The 19,656-nt window shown below is 60.1% G+C and carries 21 protein-coding genes; 4 read left to right on the top strand and 17 right to left on the bottom strand.

What is annotated here, in order from left to right; all coding sequences use genetic code 11:
* Positions 1 to 31: 31 nt before the first annotated feature.
* The 10 genes from creD to DB032_RS07790 all read right to left on the bottom strand — a co-directional run bounded on the left by creD (position 32) and on the right by DB032_RS07790 (position 9,222).
* The gene (gene creD, locus DB032_RS07835) at positions 32 to 1,387 is read right to left on the bottom strand and encodes a cell envelope integrity protein CreD (protein WP_107798979.1); all 1,356 of its coding nucleotides are present in this window, start codon (positions 1,385 to 1,387) and stop codon (positions 32 to 34) included.
* Between the two features lie 115 nt (positions 1,388 to 1,502).
* Entirely contained in the window at positions 1,503 to 2,921 is a 1,419-nt protein-coding gene (gene creC / locus DB032_RS07830) for a two-component system sensor histidine kinase CreC (protein ID WP_107798978.1), read from the bottom strand.
* A 1-nt stretch (position 2,922) separates the two neighbouring features.
* Positions 2,923 to 3,603 (bottom strand): two-component system response regulator CreB, encoded by a 681-nt coding sequence (gene creB, locus DB032_RS07825; protein ID WP_107798977.1) that lies wholly within the window; start codon positions 3,601 to 3,603, stop codon positions 2,923 to 2,925.
* Entirely contained in the window at positions 3,600 to 4,064 is a 465-nt protein-coding gene (nudB, locus tag DB032_RS07820; protein WP_107798976.1) for a dihydroneopterin triphosphate diphosphatase, read from the bottom strand. Before nudB ends, creB begins: the two co-directional genes overlap by 4 nt.
* Complete coding sequence (locus DB032_RS07815) at positions 4,064 to 4,687, bottom strand: response regulator transcription factor (RefSeq protein ID WP_019100757.1); 624 nt, start codon at positions 4,685 to 4,687, stop codon at positions 4,064 to 4,066. Before DB032_RS07815 ends, nudB begins: the two co-directional genes overlap by 1 nt.
* A gap of 18 nt (positions 4,688 to 4,705) precedes the next feature.
* The gene (locus DB032_RS07810) at positions 4,706 to 5,989 is read right to left on the bottom strand and encodes a mechanosensitive ion channel family protein (RefSeq protein ID WP_233246665.1); all 1,284 of its coding nucleotides are present in this window, start codon (positions 5,987 to 5,989) and stop codon (positions 4,706 to 4,708) included.
* Positions 5,990 to 6,126: 137 nt separating this feature from the next.
* Positions 6,127 to 6,837, bottom strand: a complete 711-nt coding sequence (gene lolD, locus DB032_RS07805) for a lipoprotein-releasing ABC transporter ATP-binding protein LolD (RefSeq protein ID WP_107798975.1) — start codon at positions 6,835 to 6,837, stop codon at positions 6,127 to 6,129.
* A complete protein-coding gene (locus DB032_RS07800) occupies positions 6,830 to 8,074 on the bottom strand; it encodes a lipoprotein-releasing ABC transporter permease subunit (protein WP_107798974.1) in 1,245 nt (414 codons plus the stop codon). Before DB032_RS07800 ends, lolD begins: the two co-directional genes overlap by 8 nt.
* Positions 8,075 to 8,146: 72 nt before the next feature.
* Complete coding sequence (locus DB032_RS07795; protein WP_048415208.1) at positions 8,147 to 8,368, bottom strand: hypothetical protein; 222 nt, start codon at positions 8,366 to 8,368, stop codon at positions 8,147 to 8,149.
* A gap of 74 nt (positions 8,369 to 8,442) precedes the next feature.
* Positions 8,443 to 9,222 (bottom strand): C40 family peptidase, encoded by a 780-nt coding sequence (locus DB032_RS07790; protein WP_107798973.1) that lies wholly within the window; start codon positions 9,220 to 9,222, stop codon positions 8,443 to 8,445.
* 229 nt (positions 9,223 to 9,451) lie between these two features.
* On the opposite strand from DB032_RS07790, the gene DB032_RS07785 reads away from it, so the two are divergent.
* On the top strand, positions 9,452 to 11,134 hold the full coding sequence (locus DB032_RS07785; RefSeq protein ID WP_107798972.1) for an AarF/ABC1/UbiB kinase family protein: 1,683 nt from the start codon (positions 9,452 to 9,454) through the stop codon (positions 11,132 to 11,134).
* A gap of 1 nt (position 11,135) precedes the next feature.
* A complete protein-coding gene (locus DB032_RS07780) occupies positions 11,136 to 11,948 on the top strand; it encodes a hypothetical protein (RefSeq protein ID WP_233246664.1) in 813 nt (270 codons plus the stop codon).
* 406 nt (positions 11,949 to 12,354) lie between these two features.
* Here DB032_RS07780 and DB032_RS07775 read toward each other — a convergent pair whose 3' ends face one another.
* The gene (locus tag DB032_RS07775) at positions 12,355 to 12,993 is read right to left on the bottom strand and encodes a hypothetical protein (protein WP_107798971.1); all 639 of its coding nucleotides are present in this window, start codon (positions 12,991 to 12,993) and stop codon (positions 12,355 to 12,357) included.
* Between the two features lie 368 nt (positions 12,994 to 13,361).
* On the opposite strand from DB032_RS07775, the gene DB032_RS07770 reads away from it, so the two are divergent.
* Together DB032_RS07770 and DB032_RS07765 are read left to right on the top strand one after the other, a co-directional pair.
* A complete protein-coding gene (locus tag DB032_RS07770) occupies positions 13,362 to 13,784 on the top strand; it encodes a hypothetical protein (protein WP_107798970.1) in 423 nt (140 codons plus the stop codon).
* A gap of 305 nt (positions 13,785 to 14,089) precedes the next feature.
* The gene (locus tag DB032_RS07765; RefSeq protein WP_158274260.1) at positions 14,090 to 15,082 is read left to right on the top strand and encodes a DUF2860 family protein; all 993 of its coding nucleotides are present in this window, start codon (positions 14,090 to 14,092) and stop codon (positions 15,080 to 15,082) included.
* A gap of 198 nt (positions 15,083 to 15,280) precedes the next feature.
* Here DB032_RS07765 and DB032_RS07760 read toward each other — a convergent pair whose 3' ends face one another.
* The 6 genes from DB032_RS07760 to cdiI all read right to left on the bottom strand — a co-directional run bounded on the left by DB032_RS07760 (position 15,281) and on the right by cdiI (position 19,514).
* A complete protein-coding gene (locus tag DB032_RS07760; RefSeq protein WP_304529378.1) occupies positions 15,281 to 16,081 on the bottom strand; it encodes a type III secretion system effector phosphothreonine lyase in 801 nt (266 codons plus the stop codon).
* A 314-nt stretch (positions 16,082 to 16,395) separates the two neighbouring features.
* A complete protein-coding gene (locus tag DB032_RS23610; protein WP_146176609.1) occupies positions 16,396 to 16,620 on the bottom strand; it encodes a hypothetical protein in 225 nt (74 codons plus the stop codon).
* A 239-nt stretch (positions 16,621 to 16,859) separates the two neighbouring features.
* Entirely contained in the window at positions 16,860 to 17,222 is a 363-nt protein-coding gene (locus DB032_RS07755; RefSeq protein ID WP_107798967.1) for a hypothetical protein, read from the bottom strand.
* A gap of 242 nt (positions 17,223 to 17,464) precedes the next feature.
* Positions 17,465 to 17,791, bottom strand: a complete 327-nt coding sequence (locus tag DB032_RS07750; protein ID WP_146176608.1) for a hypothetical protein — start codon at positions 17,789 to 17,791, stop codon at positions 17,465 to 17,467.
* A gap of 563 nt (positions 17,792 to 18,354) precedes the next feature.
* Positions 18,355 to 18,711 carry a hypothetical protein gene (locus tag DB032_RS07740; RefSeq protein WP_199225844.1) on the bottom strand — a complete coding sequence of 119 codons (357 nt, stop codon included), beginning with the start codon at positions 18,709 to 18,711 and terminating at the stop codon, positions 18,355 to 18,357.
* 557 nt (positions 18,712 to 19,268) lie between these two features.
* On the bottom strand, positions 19,269 to 19,514 hold the full coding sequence (cdiI, locus tag DB032_RS07735; protein ID WP_107798965.1) for a ribonuclease toxin immunity protein CdiI: 246 nt from the start codon (positions 19,512 to 19,514) through the stop codon (positions 19,269 to 19,271).
* Positions 19,515 to 19,656: the final 142 nt, after the last annotated feature.

Raw genomic sequence — 19,656 nt, 5'->3', positions numbered from 1 at the left:
AAAAAATGCTTTTGTCAATGCGTTGGCGCGCTCAAGGCTGGGGCGGCTCCAGCGGCGCGGCGGCCTCCTCGCTCCGCGCGGAGAAGCGATACCAATCCAGCCGCCGGGTCAGCGTCATGATGGCGGTCAGCGCGGCGAAGAGCAGCAAGCTGCCCAGCAGCAAGGCGTTGTCTTCGGACTGCAAGAGGCCGTACAGCACCGCGTACAACAGGCTGATCAGTCCGGCGAAACCCAGGCCTCGTTTCCAGCCGCCCAGGATGTGGCTGACGTAGAAGCCTATCTGTCCGACGCAGGCCGTCGCCGCCAGCAGATAGGCCGGCCCGAAGCCCAGGTGTTCGGACAAGGCCAGCAGAATCAGGAAAAACATCACCAGCGCCATGCCCACCAGCACGTACTGGATGGGGTGCACGCGCAGGCTGCGCAGCGTTTCCAGCAGGAAGAATGACAAGAAGGTCAGACCGATGAACAGCACCGCGTATTTGACCGAGCGTTCGTTCTGCTGGTACTGGTCCACCGGCTGCACCAGGCCGGTGCTGAAGGACGGCAAGGCGCTCAGGCCGGATTTGCCGTCGCTGAAGGCGGCCTGCTGGAAACGGTCGTTCAGATTATTGGCGAACCAGCTGCTCTCCCATTGCGCCTTGAAGCCCTTGGCGTCCACGCTGCGTTGCACCGGCAGGAAGTTGCCGATGAAGCTGGGGTGCGGCCAGTTGGACGTCAGGCTCAGCGTGCTGCTCTCGCCCACCGGCACATAGCTGATGCTGCGCGTGCCCTGCAAATTGAGTTGGAAGGCGAACGGCAGCGTCTGCGGCTTGGCGAAGTCCAGCAACTGCGGCAGCGGCGCGTGTATGCCCTCGCTCATCCGCGGCAGGCCGGCGCCGGCCGCGAAAGGATGCGGCTTGCCGCCGGCGCTCAGCTGCGGCACTTTGCCGATGCCGCGCGGATCGCTGATGCCCACCGCCAGATAGGGGGTTTTCAGCTGAATCGACGGTTTGAGCAGCTCAGGCTGCGGCGGGATCTCGAAATGGCCGCTGAAACCGGCCTCGCTGCCGAAGATCAGCGCCTGATAAATGCCCAGCGAACGCGGGCTGACCTTGAGCTTGCCGTCCACCGCCAGCTGGCGCGGCAGCACATAGCGTTCCAGTTCGTGCTTGACGCTTTGCGTCTTGCCGTTCTGTTTCTCCTCCACGGTTTCCACATAGGGGATCACCAGCACCGGGCCGATCACGGTTTGCTCGCCGCTGGTGCTGGCCACCACTTTTTCCACCGCTTCTTCCTGGTAGTGCTTGCGCTCGGAAATCAGATTGCTGATCGCGCTCACCGGCACCAGCAGCGCCAAGGACAGCGCCAGCAGGATCAGTATCTTGGTCAATAAGGGGTTTTTCTTCATCGCTTGTCTCCTGGTTGCATGACGGGAGACAGCCTAAATCCAGGCGATGAAGCGGGAATGAGCCCGAGTGAAGTCTCGGTGAAGTTGGCCGAAGCCGCTCGCTATCGAAGCGGGCTCAGCCCGCCGGCAGCCACAGCCGCGCCTCGGCGCCGCCGTCGGCGTGGTTGGCCAGTTCGGCGCGGCCGCCGTGCAGCTGGGCCACTTCGCGCACCAGGCTCAGGCCCAGGCCGGTGCTTTTGCCGCTGTCCGGCCGCGGCAGAGAATAAAAGCGCTCGAACACCCGTTCCAGCGCGTAATCCGGCACGCCCGGCCCGTGGTCGCGCACGCGGAGCAGATAGCCGCCCTCTTCCGGCGCGCCGCTCAATTCGATGACGCCGCCGGGCGGGCTGAACTCCAGCGCGTTGTCCAATAGATTGGACAGCGCCTGCGCCAGCAGCAGGCGGTCCGCGTTCAGCCGGGCCGGCGCCAGCCGGCAAACCAAGCTCACGCCGCGCCCGGCGGCGGCCAGCGCCTTGCCGTCCACGGTTTCCGCGATCAAGGCCGGCCAGTCCAGCGGCTGGGCGTCCGGCCGCAGCCGCGACTCCACCCGCGCCTGCCACAGCAGCCTTTCGATCAACTGCTGCATGCGCAGGCTCTGCGCCAGGATGTTGTCGACGAAGCGGCGGCGCGTGTCCGGCGGCGGGTCTTCCCGCAGCAGTTCGCCGGCGCCCCGTATCGCCGCCAGCGGGCTTTTCAATTCATGGCTCAGCGTGTGCACATAGCCTTCCACATAGGCCTTGCCCTCCAGCTTGCGCCGCATCGCCTCCACCGCCAGGCCCAGGCTGTCCAGTTCCGGGCTGCCCAGCCGCGGCACATTGGCCGGCTGGCCGGCCGCCACCGCCTCAGCGTAGCCCACCAGCCGGCGGATGGAGCGGTTGATCCACCACACCATCACCGCGCCTATCAGCAAGGCCGCGCCCAGCAGCGCGCCGCCGGCCAGCATGATCTTGCGCTCGCTGCGGCGGATCACCGGCTCCATCGTCACATTGGGCTTGGACACGGTCAGCGAGCCGACGATGCGCCCGTCCAGGCGCACCGGCGCGGCCACGTGCATCACGCTGCTGTTTTCGTCGTCCGGCCTGCTGCGGGTGCTGCGCGCGCCGTATTCGCCGCGCAGCGTGCGGTAGACGTCGTTCCAGCGCGAGTAGTCCCGCCCCAGATCGCGGCCGCTGGAGTCGAAGATCACCACGCCGCGCGCGTCGGTGACGTAGACGCGGAACTCCATATTGTTTTTGACGATGCCGGAAATATTGGCGGCGATGGGCGGCCGCGCCTTGTCGCGGAAGGCGCGGGCCAAGCGTCCCTTGGCGATGTCGCCGTCGGCCAGGTCGGCGGCGGCGATGCCGGCCAGCACATTGGCGCTGTCCACCAGCGTGCCCTCGGTGGCGCGCCGCACGCCCGGCTTCACTTCCTGGGTGAAAATGGCCAACACGAACCAGCCGGCCACCGCCACGATCAGGAAATAGCCGAGGAACAGCCGCAGGCCGAAGCGCATCTCACTCGCCCAGGCTGTAACCCAGGCCGCGATGGGTCTGGATGGGCTGGGCGTCGGGGTCGATGTCGCGCAGCTTGGCGCGCAGGGTCTTGACGTGGGTGTCCACGGTGCGGTCGAAGCTGTCCTCGGCGTCGCGCCACACCCTCTCCATCAGCTGCTGGCGCGAAAACACCCGGCCCGGCTCCGCCAGCAGGGTTTTCAGCAGCAGGTATTCGTAGCGGGTCAGGTTCAGCTTGCGGCCGGCGAAATGGACGCAGGCGCGCGCCTCGTCCAGTTCGAAACCGGCGGGCGCCGGCGCGGCGGCCGGCGCCTGGCCCTTGGCGTAGCGCCGCAGGATGGTGCGCGCGCGGGCGCTGACTTCGCGCGGCGAAAACGGCTTGGCCACATAGTCGTCGGCGCCGATCTCCAGGCCGATGATGCGGTCCATTTCCTCGCTGCGCGCGGTCAGGAACATCAGCGGCACATCGGCGCGCTCGCGCAAGCGGCGGCACAGATCGAAACCGTTGATGTCCGGCAGGCCCACGTCCAGGATGCACAGCGCCGGGACGGCCCGCTCCAGCCGCTCCAGCAGCGGCAGGCCGCGCTCGAACCACTCGACGTCGAAGCCGTCCGTCTCCAGCGTGTAAATCAGGGTGTCGGCGATGCCGGCCTCGTCCTCGGCCAGCCAGATCAGCGGCTTCATGGCCGCGCCGTCGCCGGCGCCAGCCTGTGCGGCAGCAGCCGCAGCGCCTCGGCGTTGGACGGCGAAAACACCTTGTCGGCGGCCGCGTCCCACGGCAGCCAGAGCTGGGCCAGATGCTCGCGCGGCGCCAGCGTCACCGTCTGCGGCCGCTCCAGGCACAGGCCGAACACATGCTCGTCGTTGTGGGTGACGCCGTCCGGATAACGGTGGCGCCAGTGAGGATAGATTTCGTAGCGGTTGACCAGGCCCCAGTCGCTGAGCCGGGCGTCGTCGCGCGCCAGGATCAGGCCGGTTTCCTCGGCCAGTTCGCGCAGCGCGGTGTCGCGCAAGGCTTCCTCGCCTTCGCGGCTGCCGGTCACGGATTGCCAGTAGCCGGGCTTGTCGGCGCGTTCGATCAACAGCGCCTGGCCGTCCGCAGTGTGAATCACCACCAGCACCGACACCGGTTGTTTGTCGCCCATCAGCGCTTGCCTCCGTTGGCCGGGCTCTGGCTGGCCAGCAGGCCGGCCAGCTCCACTGCGGACTTGACGCCCATCTTGTCGAACACGCGGGCGCGGTGCACTTCCACCGTTTTCATGCTGATGGTCAGTTCCTCGGCGATCTGCTTGTTGAGCTTGCCGGTGAGGATCAGCTGCATCACTTCGCGTTCGCGGTCCGTCAGCAAGGACAGCGCGGCGGACACCTTGCTGCGGCGGCCGTGCAGCAGGCGGTTCTGCTCGTCGCGCAGCACCGCGGCCTCGGCGCGCTCCAGCAAGCGCTCGTCGTCGAAAGGCTTTTCCATGAAATCCAACGCGCCCAGCTTCAGCGCCGCCACCGCGTGCGGCACGTCGCCGTGGGCGGTGAGCATGATCACCGGCGGACAGTAAGGCCAGCCGGCCAGCTTTTCCAGCAGCATGATGCCGCTCATGCCGGACAGGCGCAGGTCCAGGATGATGCCGTTGAAGTCGCCGCCGTCCGGGCAGGCCAGAAACTCCTCCGCGCTGTCGAAGCCGCTGGCCAGATAACCCTGGCCGTCCAGCAGCCATACCAGCGACTCCCGCACCGCGGCGTCGTCGTCTATGATTGCCAAGCGTTTGCCTGCCATGGCGGCGTCTCCCCTGCCTTAGTCTTGCGGCTTATCGTTGAGAATGCGGATTTCCCGCTGCGGGAACGGCATTTGTATGCCATGTTGCTGGAACAGCCGCCAGATTGCCATATTCAGATCGGATTTCAAGCCCATGAAACCGTTTTCCGGGTCCGCCACCCAAAAACCCAGCTCCAGATTGATGCTGCTGTCTGCAAACAAGGTGACGAAGCCGCGCGGCGCCGGGTCCTTCTGCACTCGCGGATGGTCGGCCGCCTGCTGCAACAGCGCCAGCGCCTTGTCCAGATCCGTGCCGTAAGCCACGGACACCGGCAAGCTGGTCCACATGCTCTTGTCGGAATACGACTGGTTGACCACGGTATTGGACATCAGCGAATCGTTGGGAATCAGCGCCTCGGTGCCGTCCGCGCCCTTGAGCACCACGTAGCGGGAAGTCATCTTGGTCACGTAGCCGACGCGGTTCTCCACCATCAGCCGGTCGCCGATGCGGATGGAGTGGTCCAGCAGGATGATGAAGCCGGACACGAAGTTGCTGGCGATCTTCTGCAAGCCGAAACCCAGGCCGATACCCACCGCGCCGCCGAACACCGACAGCACAGTCAGATCGATGCCCACCACCGGCAGCGCGATCAGCACCGCGGCGATCAGCAGCCCGGTGCGGGTCAGCTTGGCGAACACGATGCGCAAGCTGGGGTCCAGATGCTTCAAATTCATCAAGCGGGATTCGATCAGGCGGCTGGCCCACAAGGCCACCACCACGATGATGGACACCCACAACAGACCGTTGAGTATGGTCAACATGTTCAGGCGGCTTTTACCCACCGAGAACGACATCGACTCCAGCCACTCGATCACCACCATGTCGAAGCCGATGGCCCAGCTGACAAAGCCCAGCCACAGCACCGTGGCCAGGAAATGCTCGGTATGGCGTTCGAAACGCCCCTTGGGTAGCGCCTGACGCACCACCGCGCAGCACAGCCGGATCAGGGTCAGCCAGAACAGCATCGCGCTCAGCAAGTGCAGCACCATCGCGCGCTCGTGCAGCAGATGCACCCAGGCGGAGCGGGACAGCATCACCAGCGCCTGCGCCGCCACCGGCAACACCAGGCGGAAGCCCACATAGGGCAAGAAGCGCTCATAGCGCTCCGGATTGTGATCAAAAAACTGTTTGAAGGCGAAACGGGCCAGATAGAAAGCGATGAACACGCACAAGGCGCCTATCGCCGACTCCATCAGGCCGGACGGGGTTTGCAAAATATCCAGCAAGGCATCGAAGTCGATTTCTTCACGCTTGAACAGCAATGTGGTTTCTCCCAGAGTTGGTTTGCTCGGTTTTCAAAGCACCGGCTCAAAGTCTAGCGAGCAGAAGCGGGGCCGCCGCCAAGAGCGGACCGACGCGCCGCTCGCCTTGCGACGGAGCGTGAACCGGTTTCTAAACATCAAAGCGCCTGGCCGGCGGCCGCGCGCTCCTGCTCCATATCCATCAGCCGGCCCTCGTTCAGCCGCAGCGTGCGCTGAGTGCGCGCCGCCAGCTCCAGATCGTGGGTGACGATGATCAGGCTGGTGCCCAGCGTGCGGTTCAGCTCCAGCATCAGATCGAAGACCTGCTTGGCGGTGTGCACGTCCAGATTGCCGGTGGGCTCGTCCGCCAGCAGGCAGGCGGGCCGGGTCACCAGCGCGCGCGCAATCGCCGCCCGCTGACGCTCGCCGCCGGACAGTTCGCCCGGTTTGTGCTGCAAGCGCTGGCCCAGGCCCACTCGGCCCAGCATCTCGCCGGCCTCCCGCTCGGCCTGCTTGCGCGGCATGCGGCGGATCAGCAGCGGCATCATCGCGTTTTCCAGCGCGCTGAATTCCGGCAGCAGATGATGGAACTGATAGACAAAGCCCAAGGAGGCGTTGCGCATCCGGCCGCGCTCCGACTCGGACATCGTCGCCAGATCCCGCCCCAACACCTCCACGCGGCCCTGGCTGGGCGTGTCCAGCCCGCCCAAGAGGTGCAGCAGCGTGCTCTTGCCGGAGCCGGACGCGCCGACGATGGCCAGGCTGGCGCCCTTCTCCACCGTCAGGCTGACATCGGACAACACCGTCAGCTGCAGCTTGCCTTCGTTATAGGACTTGCCCAGCCCTTGGCACGACAACACATTACTCATAGCGCAAGGCCTCCGCCGGTTGCGTGCGCGCCGCGCGCCAGCTGGGATACAGCGTGGCGAACAAGGCCAGCAGCAGGGAAATCAGGGTGATGGTGGACACATCGCCCCACTGCACGTCGGACGGCAGGTAGTCGATCATATACACCTCGCTGGACAAAATTTTGCTGCCGATGACGCGTTCGATCAGCGGCACGATCACGTCCAGGTTCAAGGCGATCAACACGCCCGAGGCCACGCCGGACAAGGTGCCCAGCACCCCGGCCACCGAACCCTGAATCATGAAGACTTTCATGATGCTGGCCGGCGACGCGCCCAGGGTGCGCAAAATGGCGATATCCGCCTGCTTGTCCGTCACCACCATCACCAGCGTGGACACCAGATTGAACGCCGCCACCGCCACGATCAGCGTCAGAATGATGGTCATCATCCTTTTTTCGATCTGCACCGCGCGGAAGTAATTGGAATTGGTGTCGGTCCAATCCGTCACCAGGTTTTGCGGCAGTTTGGCGCGCAGCGCCTGCTTCACCGTGGGCGCCAGCATCGGATCGTCCAGCTTGAAGCGCACGCCGCTGACGCTGTCCCCCATCCGCGACAACACCTGGGCGTCGCGCAGGTTCACCATCGCCAAGGAGGAATCGAACTCGAACATGTCCACCTTGAAGATGCCCACCACGGTGAACTGCTTGGAACGCGGCAACATGCCCGCCGGCGTGATCATGCCCTGCGGCACGAAGAGCATCACCTTGTCGCCCAGGCCCACATTGAGCTGGCGCGCCAGCTCCGCGCCCAGCGCCACGCCAAACTCGCCGGGGCGCAAATTCTCCAGCTTGCCGGTCACCATGTGCTGGCCCACGTCCACCACCTTGTCCTCCAGCGCCGGCTCGATGCCGCGCACCAGGCCGCCGCGCACATTGCCGTAAGCGGTAAACAGGCCCTGGCTGTTGACGAAGGGCGCGCCGGCCAGCACATGCGGCTGCGCGCCGCCCAGCTGGGCCACCTGCCGCCAATGATCCAGCCGGCCGTCGTAAGTGCTCACCTCCAGATGCGAGGCCACGCTCAGAATGCGGCCGCGGATTTCCTTCTGGAAGCCGTTCATCACCGACAGCACGATGATCAGCGCGGCCACGCCCAGGGCGATGCCGACGATGGAAATCAGGGAAATGAAGGAAATGAAACCGTTGCGGCGCTTGGCCCGCAGATAACGCAGGCCGATAAAGGCTTCAAAAGGCCACTGCATCAAAAAAGCTCCTTTCCGGAGCGAGTCGCGGGCTCGCCGCGCGTAGCCCGAGGGGGTGGATGAAAACGGCGCTCAGCGCCCTTGATAAGGGTTGTGCAGGCTTTGCATCACCTGCACCAGGAAATCCTTGACCTGGCCTTCGTCGCAGCCCATCAGCACCGCGTCCTCCAAGGCGTCCTGCGCCAACTGGGCCAGCTCCTCCAGGTTTTCCTGCATCACTTTCAGCTTCTCCACGCAGGCCACCACATTGCCTTGCGGGTCTTTCCACACCGGTATGTCCACTTTCAATGCCATCGTTTCGCTCCAAAGCACATTGCCCGCAACGCGGGCAATGTTGTTCCTGCATCCTTATCAGCTTAAGCCGCCAATCAACGCTTGGCTTTTTTCTTGGCGCCGCCGGCCGCCTTGCCGCCCTTCTTGGCCGCGGCTTTACCGCCGCTCTTGCCGGACTTCTTGGCTTCGGCCTTGCCGCCCTTCTTGGCGGAGACCTCCGGCTTGCACTTCTTGCCCTTGCGGCACTTCGCCGCCGGAGCGCTTACCGCCGCGGCCTTACGCGTCGGCGTCGCCACGGTCAGATCGTCGGAAGTGTCCGCCGCCTGCGCCGCCGTGCTGCGGTTCACCCGTCGCGCGCCGTTGAAGCGGCCATTCCAGTAACTCTGGTTGATGTTGGCCACTTCGATATTCTTGCCGGTGCGCGGCGCGTGGATGAATTTGCCGTTGCCCATATACATGCCGACATGGGAATAACTGAAGCCGCGGGTATTGAAAAAGACCAGATCGCCGGGCACGAGTTCGCTGCGGTTGATGGATTTCCCAACGCGGGCCATTTCAGCGGAAGTGCGCGGCAGATTCACTTTCAAGGACTTTTGAAACACATAGCGGATAAAGCCGCTGCAATCCAGGCCGTTTTCCGGCGAGTTGCCGCCGAAACGATAGGCCACGCCCAATAGGCTCATGGCTTGCAACAACAAATCCCCCACCGCGTCTTCCGCGGGGGAGGAGAATTTCGAGATGGGGTCGTCCTGGCCAGACTGCGCGCTAGCTTCCGCCGCGGGGCGCCCTTCCGGAGGGGCCTTTTCCGGCGCCGCTTCAGCGAATACCATAAAGCCCGCCAGCACCAGAGTCATTAAGCGGAGTTGCAATTTCATAGGCCGAACTCTATCGGACGGGGGCGGTAGTGTAAAGCCGCAGGCAGGCCGTTTCCAGCGCTTTGGGCCGGCCCGCTTGAACCTTGGACGAGACAGCCGGCACTAATGGCGTACAATCCATCGCACTGGCATGGCCGGCGGCGAAACCGCGCGACGGGACGGCGCCGGCGCGCCCGGACGGCAAGCCTTTGTTTTTGAGCGAAAACCCAATGCCCACAAGGCAGAACCGATGCTGAGAGAAACCCTGATCGCCATGCGCGACCTGCCGCGACTGAAGGAAATCAGCGGCATTCTGATCCGTCACGGCCTGGGCGAATTCGCCCAAAGGCTAAAATTACCGCGCGCGGTGGAAAAGGCCGGCCAATGGCTGAACCTCAACCTGCCGGAGGCGGAAAACCGCCCGCCCACCCCGGTGCGCGTGCGCCTGGCCTTTGAAGAACTGGGCCCCACCTTCATCAAGCTGGGCCAGATTCTCTCCACCCGCGTGGACGTGTTCCCGCCGGACTGGATCGCCGAGTTTGAAAAACTGCAGAACAGGGTGCCGCCGGTGCGTCCGGAAGCGGTGCGCCGCCTGGTCAAGGCCGCGCTGGGCGACGAGCCTGAAAACGTGTTCGCCCACTTCGACTTCAACCCCATAGGCTCCGCCTCCATCGCCCAGGTGCACCGCGCCACCCTGCACGACGGCAGCGACGTGGCGGTGAAACTGCGCCGCCCCGGCATTGTGGACAAGGTGGAAGCCGACCTGCGCATCCTCAACCACCTGGCCGGCCTGCTGGAACTAGAATTTCCCGACGTGCGCCGCTTTCAGCCGGTGGAAATCGTCGGCCAGTTCGCCCGCTCGCTGAAGCGGGAAATGGACCTGGCGGTGGAAGCCCGCAATTCGGAACGCTTCGCCCGCGACTTCGCCGACGATCCGGAAGTCCAGGTGCCCAAGGTCTACTGGGACTACACCAACGCCGCCGTCAACGTGCAGGACTACATCGCCGGCGTGCCGGCCGCCCGGTTGGAACAACTCGCCGACAGCGGCCTGGACCCGGTGCTGCTGGCCCAGCGCGGCGCGGACGCGGTGTTGAAGATGATTCTGATCCACGGCTTCTTCCACGCGGACCCGCATCCGGGCAACGTCTTCTTCCTGCCCGAACACCGCATCGCCTTCATCGACTTCGGCATGGTGGGCCGCATCAGCCATGGCCGCCGCGATGAAATCGTCGATCTGCTCGCCGCCGTGGCCAACCGCGACGAAGCCGGCATCATCGACGTGCTGATCGAATGGACCGGCAACACCCCGGTCAACGAACGCCAGTTCGCCCACGACGTGGGCGAATTTCTGTTCCAGTACGAACACGTGCCGCTCAAGGGCATTAACATCAGCCAGCTGATCGCCGACATCATGGCGCTGATCCGCGACCACTCCATCCTGCTGCCGCCGGACATGGCCATGTTGTTCAAGGCGCTGATCACCCTGGAAGGCCTGGGCCGCCAGTTGGACCCGGATTTCCAGCTCATCGCCCACATCACCCCCTTTGTGCGCGAGCTCTCCATCGCCCGCTACCACCCGGCGGCCCTGCTCAAACGCGGCCGCCATTCGCTGGGCGAAGCGCTGACCATGCTCTCCAGCCTGCCGCGAGACCTGATGCGCATGGGCAAGGACATGCGCCACGGCAAGTTCCGCGTCAATCTGGACCTGCAGCGGCTGGACAGCTTCGGCCGTCAACTGGACCGCAGCACCAACCGGCTGACCATGGGCATCGTCACCGGCTGTCTGATCATCGGCTCCTCCATCGTGATGACCGTCAACGCCGGGCCCAAATTGTTCGGCCTGCCCTTCTTCGGCTTCGTCGGCTTCATGCTGGCCATGTTCAACAGCGTGTGGCTGGTCTGGGCCATCTGGCGCTCCGGCAAGGATTTGTGACATGAAATCTAGCAAGACAACCCTGATCGCGGCCGCTTTGCTCGGCCTCGCCGCCGCGGCCAACGCCGCCGACGTGATCACCCTCAACTGGCGCGACGGCGACGAAGTGGCCGCCGCCTTGCGGCCGCAACTGCGCGACGGCGAAAAACTGGGCGCGCTGGGCAACCAGCTGATCCTGGACGCCCCGCCCGGCCGCAGCGCCGAATTGCGCCGGCTGATCCGCCAGCTGGACGTCAAATCCTCGTCCCTGCTGGTGGAAGTGACCCAGGACGGCGTCAGCCGAGAGAGCAAATCCGCGGTGCAATTGGGCGGCCAGGTACAGGGCGGCGGCTACAGCATCAGCACCGGCAAGCCGATGACGGTGCGCCCCGGCAGCCAGGTGGTGATCGCCGGCGGCGCCAGCCAGTCCAACACCCGGCTGCAAGCCAGTCAGGCGCTGCGCATGCTGGACGGCAAAACCGGCTTCATCGAGATAGGCAGCAGCCGGCCGCTGCCCTGGCTGATGTTCGGCCCTGACGGCCGGCCAGTGGTGGGCGTGCGCTACCAGGACGCCGTCACCGGCTTCTACGCCCGGCCGCGGCTGCACGGCCAGCGGGTGACGCTGGAACTGGCCGCCAGCCAGCAAGCCTTCAACGGCCAGAACCTGGACAGCGCCAAATTGGCCACCACCGTGGAAGGCGCGGTGGGCGAATGGTTGACCGTGGGCGGCATAGGCCGCGACCAAGGCGGCCAGGAAACCGTGCTCATCGGCGTCAGCCGCAGCAATGTGCAGCTGGAGCGCAGCATCAAGGTGCGAGTGACGCCGGCGCAATAAGAACCTGTTTACGATCTGCTGCGCGTCGTGAGACGTGGCACGGTGAGCACCGCTTCGAAATGCTCATGTACCACCTGTACATTCCGCTTTCTCAGCCGCAACGCCTTGTCTCGCCTTAGCTCGCGAGATCGTAAACACGTTCTAAGCGCCGCTAACAAAACCGCGCAGCGTACCTGAGCCAAGGCGCGCCGACGCAGGCAGTACAAGTCGTACGACAAGGAGGCGCAACGCGGGGTCAGGGGTTTTGTGAGCGGGTCTTAGAGCCTGTTCAAAGTCTCGCGAGCAAGGGCGAGACAAGGCGTTGCGGCTGAGAAAGCGGAATGTACAGGTGGTACATGAGCATTCTGAAGTCGTTTTCAACGCCGTATCGCTGAAGCGCAGCAGACTTTGATCAGGTTCTAAGCGCCTACTCCGCCGGAGGCAGCCCTCGCTCGCTGTCCGGCATCTCGCCGCGGCCGCCGCGCGGACCGCGCGCGACCCGCCCGCCGCCGCGGGAAAGCGTCCGCGGCGAATCATAGGCCGAGGCCGGGCGCTCCAACCTGGCCTCCAGCTCGCCGCCGCGCCAGGTCCACAGCATCGCGTTCAAGCGATTGCGCGCCTGACGCGCCCGCCATGCTCCGCCGTCCTCGTCCACCGTCATCGCCCCCTCCTGATTGCAGCTGGCCACCAGCGTCCAACTGCGCACCCGGTAGTCGCGCACTTGCAGCAGGCGGTAAGCCGGCGCGCATTCCGCATCGTCCGCGCGCAACAGCACCAGCGCGTCCTCGCCGACGACGCGGGCGTCCGCGATGCGCACCCGGCGCCATTGCGCGTCCAGCGGCGCCACCAGTTGGCGATCATAGAATTTCAGCTCGAAGCGCCCGCCCAGCGAAGAGCGCAGCACCAGATGGTTGCCGGCCAGCGGCACATCCTGATGCACGAAAGCCAGCGCTTCCTGCAGATCCAGCCGGCGTTGGAGCGAACCATCGGCGGAACGCTGCTGCGAACAGGCGGACAAGACCAGCAACAGCGGCACGGCCCAGGCAAAGCGGCGAATCCTCGTCATGCCAGCCCTTTCACGGCATGGTTGCTGATCGTTCAATACTACCACCAATATTTCCAGCTCCGCCCGCCACCCCGGGTCCGCGCACCTCGGTCCGGGCGAAACGCCGCGCTTGCCTAGCACGCCGCGAGCCGGCAATAATGCGCCCGTGCTTGAGATTACAGGCACCGGGATTGAGAGCCCGTTCTGCAAAGATTCCCGGTTGTTCAGCGCAACCGGCGCCATTGCTGCGCCCATTTTTCGGCAAGCCGTGGCGGGGAGGCCTTCATGGTCTGCCGGGTCCTTTGCGCCGGTCTCTCAACCCTGTCACGTGCTCGCCATCCCGAATGAGAGCGGAGTCGCGGGCATGAACCTCGCAAAGGAGCCTCTTCATGAAACGCAATCACCCCCTTCGCCGCCGTTATCAGCCCGATCCCCAACCCCTGCCTTACCATGCGCTGCCCTTCGCCGCGCAACTGCCCGGCCAGGCCCGGCCCCACTGCTGGACAGTGCCGCCGTTGGCCGATCGCCGCCAAGCCTATCTGCTGGGACGGGAGTACGCGGGCCATTACCTCGTTTTCCTGCAAGACAACCCCGGCAGCGCGGACCGCTTCCTGCTGGCGCGCATTGCCGAAGACGTCGACTTCAGCGCCCCGGACGCGGCCAGCGCTTGCTGGACCGGCTTCTTCCATCTGATCGAGCAAGTGCTGACGCAAAGCATCGCGCCGCTGGACGTGTTCGAGTACATCGACCGGCTCAACACCTACGAGGCGGCGTTGCAGCGCCTCTTGCATCAAACTCCGCCACAAACTTAATATATGCACAAAAACAAACCGCTTTCCCCATCGCATCGGCGGCCTTGCCGCGGACCCGCTTAGTCCGCAAAGCGACAGTCTTTCCGGCTTGCGGGCGGCAGGCCCGCCGATGGCAATTCCGCAACAAGCCGCGGCTCAAACAAAGCAATCTCCGGCTTAATTTGCGGGAGAAGCGACATTTCGACCGGTCCCCGGCTTAATATGGACAGTCAATTCATTTTGCATAAACAAGCGATGCCCGCCATGCGGTTTGGCGCGGCGTCGGCGGAAACCATGGCAGCTCTTTTATTTTGAGGATGATGAATATGCGCACTATATGCGTAGGCTTGTCGGCTTTGTTGGCGGCTCAACTCGCAGTGGCGGACCCGATACCGGAAGAAAACGGCTTCTCCGGCAGCATCGGCCTGGGCGTGGGCGGCAACCGCGTCAAATCCAACCTCTTCAAGGGGGACAAAAACCAAAGAACCAACAGCCTGAACAGCGCGCCGGAGTCCCACAATGACTCCTTCGCGCTGCCGGTGCTGGATCTCAGCTACACCTTCGCCGCCAGCCGCACCCAGATCGTGTTCGACAGCCAGATTCACGACCCGCTGGGCATGGACGACACCCTGGAACTGGGCGTGCGCCAGCAAGTGGGCAACAACGGCATCGTCTCCGCCGGCCTGCTCTACGGCGGCCTCAGCAAAAACACCTGGACCGATCCCTACCTCGTGGGCGTGGACCGCGACGGCACCAAACGCAAATCCACCGGCCTGTTGCTGGGCTGGGAAAACATCATGGGCACCGGCTTCAAGGCCCAGCTGACCCAGCGCAACATCAAGATAGACGACGAGCGCAGCGGCCAGAGCGTGGCCGGCCTCAGCGCGGCGGACCGCGCCACGCTGAACCGCAACGGCGACGCCACCTTGCTGAAAGCGGGCTATGAATGGGCGTTCGCCCCCAATCAAACGCTGACCCCGGGTCTGAGCTGGGGCAAGGACAAGCTGGACGGCGGCGCGATGAGCAACAAGAGCTACGGCCTGAGCCTGGACTACGCCTACAGCAGCGACCTCAACACCTTCAGCGCCGGCCTGCAATTCCGCAAACAGCGCTTCGACCAGAGCAACCCGCTGTTCGGCAATAAAAAAGCCGACAGCAACGCCTACGCCGTCGACCTCAACTACCTGCGCCATCAGCTGTTCGGCGAGAAAGCGCTGTCCGCCTTCGTCAGCGCGGCCTACGGCAAATCCAACGCCGACATCAGTTTCTACGACGCCGAAATCCGTTCGCTGGGCGTAGGGCTGATTTACTCGTTCTAAGAACGTGTTTACGATCTCGCGAGCTAAGGCGAGACCAGGCGAAAACAGCAGAGAAAGCGGGATGTACAGGTGGTACATGAGCATTTCGAAGTGGTACTCACCGTGCCACGTCTCACGACGCGCAGCAGATCGTAAACAGGTTCTAAAACCATCGCGCGCCCCTGGCTGTTAAAGGGGCGCGACATGGCGGCCCCAGCCTTACTCCGTCATCAGCCGATAAAACGGCTCCTCGCGCAAGGCCTGGCTTTGCGCATCGCCGCCTTCCCTGCCGCTGCGCAATTCATTGCGGTAACTGGCGTAGCGCCAGTGTTCAGGACGGACATCGGACTCCGGATGCTGGCCCGGCTCAATGCCGTGCTCAGCCAAAGTCGTTTCCAGGCGCTCCACAAACTGGCGCACCTGGCTCAAACCCTGCGCGCTGTAATGTGAATCCGCGCCATCGGGCTTCACGTACAAAGTCAACTGCGCGCCCGCTCCTACTCTGGCCTCCGGCTCCACGTGCGCCATATCCGTCACTTTCCATTTATCAATCGGGCTGGACTCCGAAAACAACAAGCCGGACAGCGCTTGAAGCGCCTGCGGCACCAAGTCCCGCTGCACGCTGAGATGGAATTTATCGCCGGCGAATTCGCCCTGATTCTGCGCCTGCTCGCGCCGGGCATGCATGAACACATCCTGCCCGCCGCTGCTCAACATGAAGCCATGGCTCATGCAGGCGAAACCGCTTTGCCGCATGCCGGCATAATCCGGAGCGTGCTGGGCCTCGCGAAAATCAGCGGGCGGCATCGCCCGCAGTTGCTGACGCAAGCCTTCCATATTGGCGCGAAGATGATCAGCGCTGGACGGCGCTGGCACACTGGCGGCAGGCGCGCCCATATTCAAAGGAGGGAGATTCAGTTTAAGGCCGGGGCGTTGAATGGGCATGGTGGGAGCACATAGAAAAAGCGCGAATGCGCGACATTGGCACTTTCTCATGCACTCCGGAAAGCGGGCTTGCAAAAATTGCTCGGAGCCTCATGCGCCACATGCAAGCCACAATCCAAGTCCGAATCCATTCCCATATAAAACCTAGATCGCTCCACAGCGATAGAGTGGCGAAAACAAGCTTGCCTTCCTATCGTAATTCTTATTGCAAAATGCAGCGGCAATTAAATCAACATATCTATAGGAATATTTTAAATCTGCACTATTGAGACCAGTACCCACCCTGTTAGGAATTTGTACGGCGAAGTCTTGCCAGAACCAGGTCATGGCTTCTCCATCTTTAAAAGGCAATGGCACTCAATAGTGCCATTGCCCAATCAAAAGGAAGCCTAACCATTTACCAAATTATTTTTTGCCTTGATCAAGGCTGAAATAAAATCCGCAAGATCCAAGTCAACCACTCCATCCTTCAGTGGGAAAATTTGAATCCTAACTCCCTCGTCCTCAGATTCATAATAAACCTCTGCTAACTGTCTATCATTCTGAAATATTTCAAAAACAACATTATTTCTATCCGGCAGACTAGCTATTTGCACTAACAAATCATCGCTCATCTCAAAGGCTCCAAGAGCTCACTCAATCAACCCTATTCATTCTGCAGCATACTTGCATTCCACCTCTCATCAGCATGCTTTCACGACAAACAGTCACCTCACAGCCTGCTCCAAGTACTCTTTGTAGTTTCTGCTGCTCAATTTGAGATAGAGCCACACACACCCCTGTCACCCCCCCCTATTGCAGGCGAATTAGCTATTGTCTAAGTTCATTAAAACGAGCACAACAACCCTAACAACTAATCATTCCCAAAATTACCATAGCAATCTGGCAGTTCATATCCTTCAGGCAGCTCCGGCCACTCCCCTGTTTTAAGTATAGTTTCCGCATCATCAGCAATTGCATCAAACAAACTTGACAAGCCCATAGCGTAGCTCCTTAGCCTTAGCAACGCCGATTGCATTGCCAACTCATCGTTAACACTTTTCGCACCAGAAAGCAGAGCAGCTCTAGACTGGCAAAGTGCCATATACTTCAATAGCAAATTTTCTAGTGATGCACCATAGTCAATCGACAAATCATCAATAGCACTAGAAGACTTTTCGTTAATAATTTCTAGAAAATCACTTTTCATTTCATCAAGAAAAGAATACGTTGCCATTCATTACCCTATTAGATAAAAAAATTTATTTCCGCGCAAATCCGAAGCGGCTTGCTCCGCCACCTTTTCCACTTCCCGAATGGTGTAACACATCTTCGCTTCCAGAAATTCCATTCATCAAAGTAGATCTTTATTGAAAAACAACCAAACCGGTATGAATTTAGCTCAGGATTACATTAATCTTCTCTCAATGCAAACCCCGCAAGCAGGGCAGCCTTTACGCCCACAACAATCCGTTAAATTTAAAAAATATTAAAACACAGGCCGCTAACAATTAAATTAAATTTTTTAATATCAACAATCTCTCCTTGGAATTTTACATCCTCACTTTTCCGCAGGGTACCAATTATGCTTGCATCACACAAATAGCTGAACTCACTCCCACCGAGGGCAGGAACCAAGGAGAAAAGTATTTTTTCAAGATCGAGATGCTGGATTTTTATGGCATTTTTCATAGAGAACGCGTCTTCCTTACTCTCTACCAAGAACCCGCCCCCTGAGACCATTGCAAAACAGCAACTTATCTCAACCTCTTTATCAAAGCCACTAACAAGGACACAATTTTCCATTTACTAAAGCATCAATGCGCACAAACCATCACTCCCTTTTTATCAGCATCCAGCATCAATAAGCCCCTCCTCTTTAATAATCTCCAAAAATCTACGATAGGCATCCTCATCAGACTCTAACAAATCATCCAGCAATTGCTCTTCAATCATCGACCAATGATAGACCCCTTAATCTGATTAAGCCAACAAAATACCAATCTATTTGCCATATGTAGCGTCTACAACTTCTACTTGAGAAGAGTCATAAAAAATCAAACCTCCGTGCCCTGCTGGCAACCCTAAGAAAATGCCTTCCCATCAACCCAATAAATGGAAAAAACATCAATAAAGCAATTTTGAAACACAATTTTCATACTCAGCCTTCTGTTAAAAAAATCAAACCCACAAATATTATTTAATGCCTTTATCGATATCGTCAAAATTTTTCCTGGCTTACCACTGGATCTTTGCGGAGTAGTTATCTTCATGTCCAATCTCCGTGTATGATTGATTGGACTCTAAAGTCACATGCTACTCAATACTGGGAGGCATCGTTCCCTTTACTTCCATTCTCTCGACTCAACTTACTCTTCATCCCAAATACCGACAGGCGTCACATATATAGAGTTTTTGAGAACTGGCAACCATCCCATATCTTCATAAAACATTGAGAGATCTTCAATTTTGTATACACCATCAGATACTGGCTCAAGTGAAATCAAGCAGCATCTATGATGCGTCCATGCTCCACCTGCTCCTGCAGGGGCTCGCCACTCCAACTCCTTTCTGTCCCAATCCTCAACGAGCCCAAATTTTTCATATTGCAAGCATGGGAAATGCACTTCAAAATTAATACCTATCTTACAAAGACAGAGCACATTTTGTTGCTGCACCAAGGATTGAAACAATAAATCCTCAGGGGAATTAATCATTAATTTCATTGCATTACCTATTTTTAGGGACGCCCCCCCTGTAAAATGTGCCCCCCATATTTTCCTTCACACCCATTCTTACATCTCCAAATTTGAGCAATTAAAACTCACAAAAGGATTCACTCTTAATGAAAAATCATGCCTCACACCCCCAAACATAACCTCAGCACTTAAAATTTCCCCAACACCATCTCGCCTTATTTCAAAACAAGAAACACACTCACACAAGAATCGAGACATTTCGCGCCCCTGAAATTCCAAAACAACCTGAACCCACCCTGCGACCTCGCAATAAGAAAAACAACCGTAACATTATCGGCATCAGTATATCTATATGAGAAATGTAGGTCCTGCTTATTTTCTGCCACAGGATCCAACTCAAAAACCCCAAAAGCTCAATACTATCTGGCACCGACCTAACAAACATTATCTCCCTCTCTTTTCGGAGTTGTAGTTACAAACCACCTAACTTCGCCTGACATGACCTCATAGGTAAGCTCACGCGGCCCTATGCTTTCCTACGTTTCCCTAACTCCCACCTCACTTCAAATATGAGAAATCCAATATTACACTCCGTTAATGCTACCCAATCTCTCACTTGTTTTATCAAAAATATCTTTTACAATCTGATCATCCTCTGGATGATTTTTCATGTATTTTGCACACGCAAAATTAATCAAACTCAAACAAACATCTAGACTTACAATCACTTCATCATCACCCCCATACATCGAGTTAGCGGGAGTGCCATTAATAATAATTTCGCCTCTGGGCTGAGTGATACGAGCGGCCTCAGGCAAGTAATCCATCATAGAGCCGGTTCCTCCTACGTTTGATTGCTAGGAATATTTGGCATCCTCATTGCATTTGACCCAACTGCATTTGGCGTTGTCGGCCCAACTGCCACTGCTCCCGGAAATTTGGCACCTGACGCATCTGTAAACACATCAACAG

The sequence above is a fragment of the Chromobacterium sp. Panama genome (assembly GCF_003052555.1).
GTDB lineage: Bacteria > Pseudomonadota > Gammaproteobacteria > Burkholderiales > Chromobacteriaceae > Chromobacterium.
Note: the sequence above shows the minus strand (reverse complement) of the source record. Positions and strands in the feature narration are given on the sequence as shown.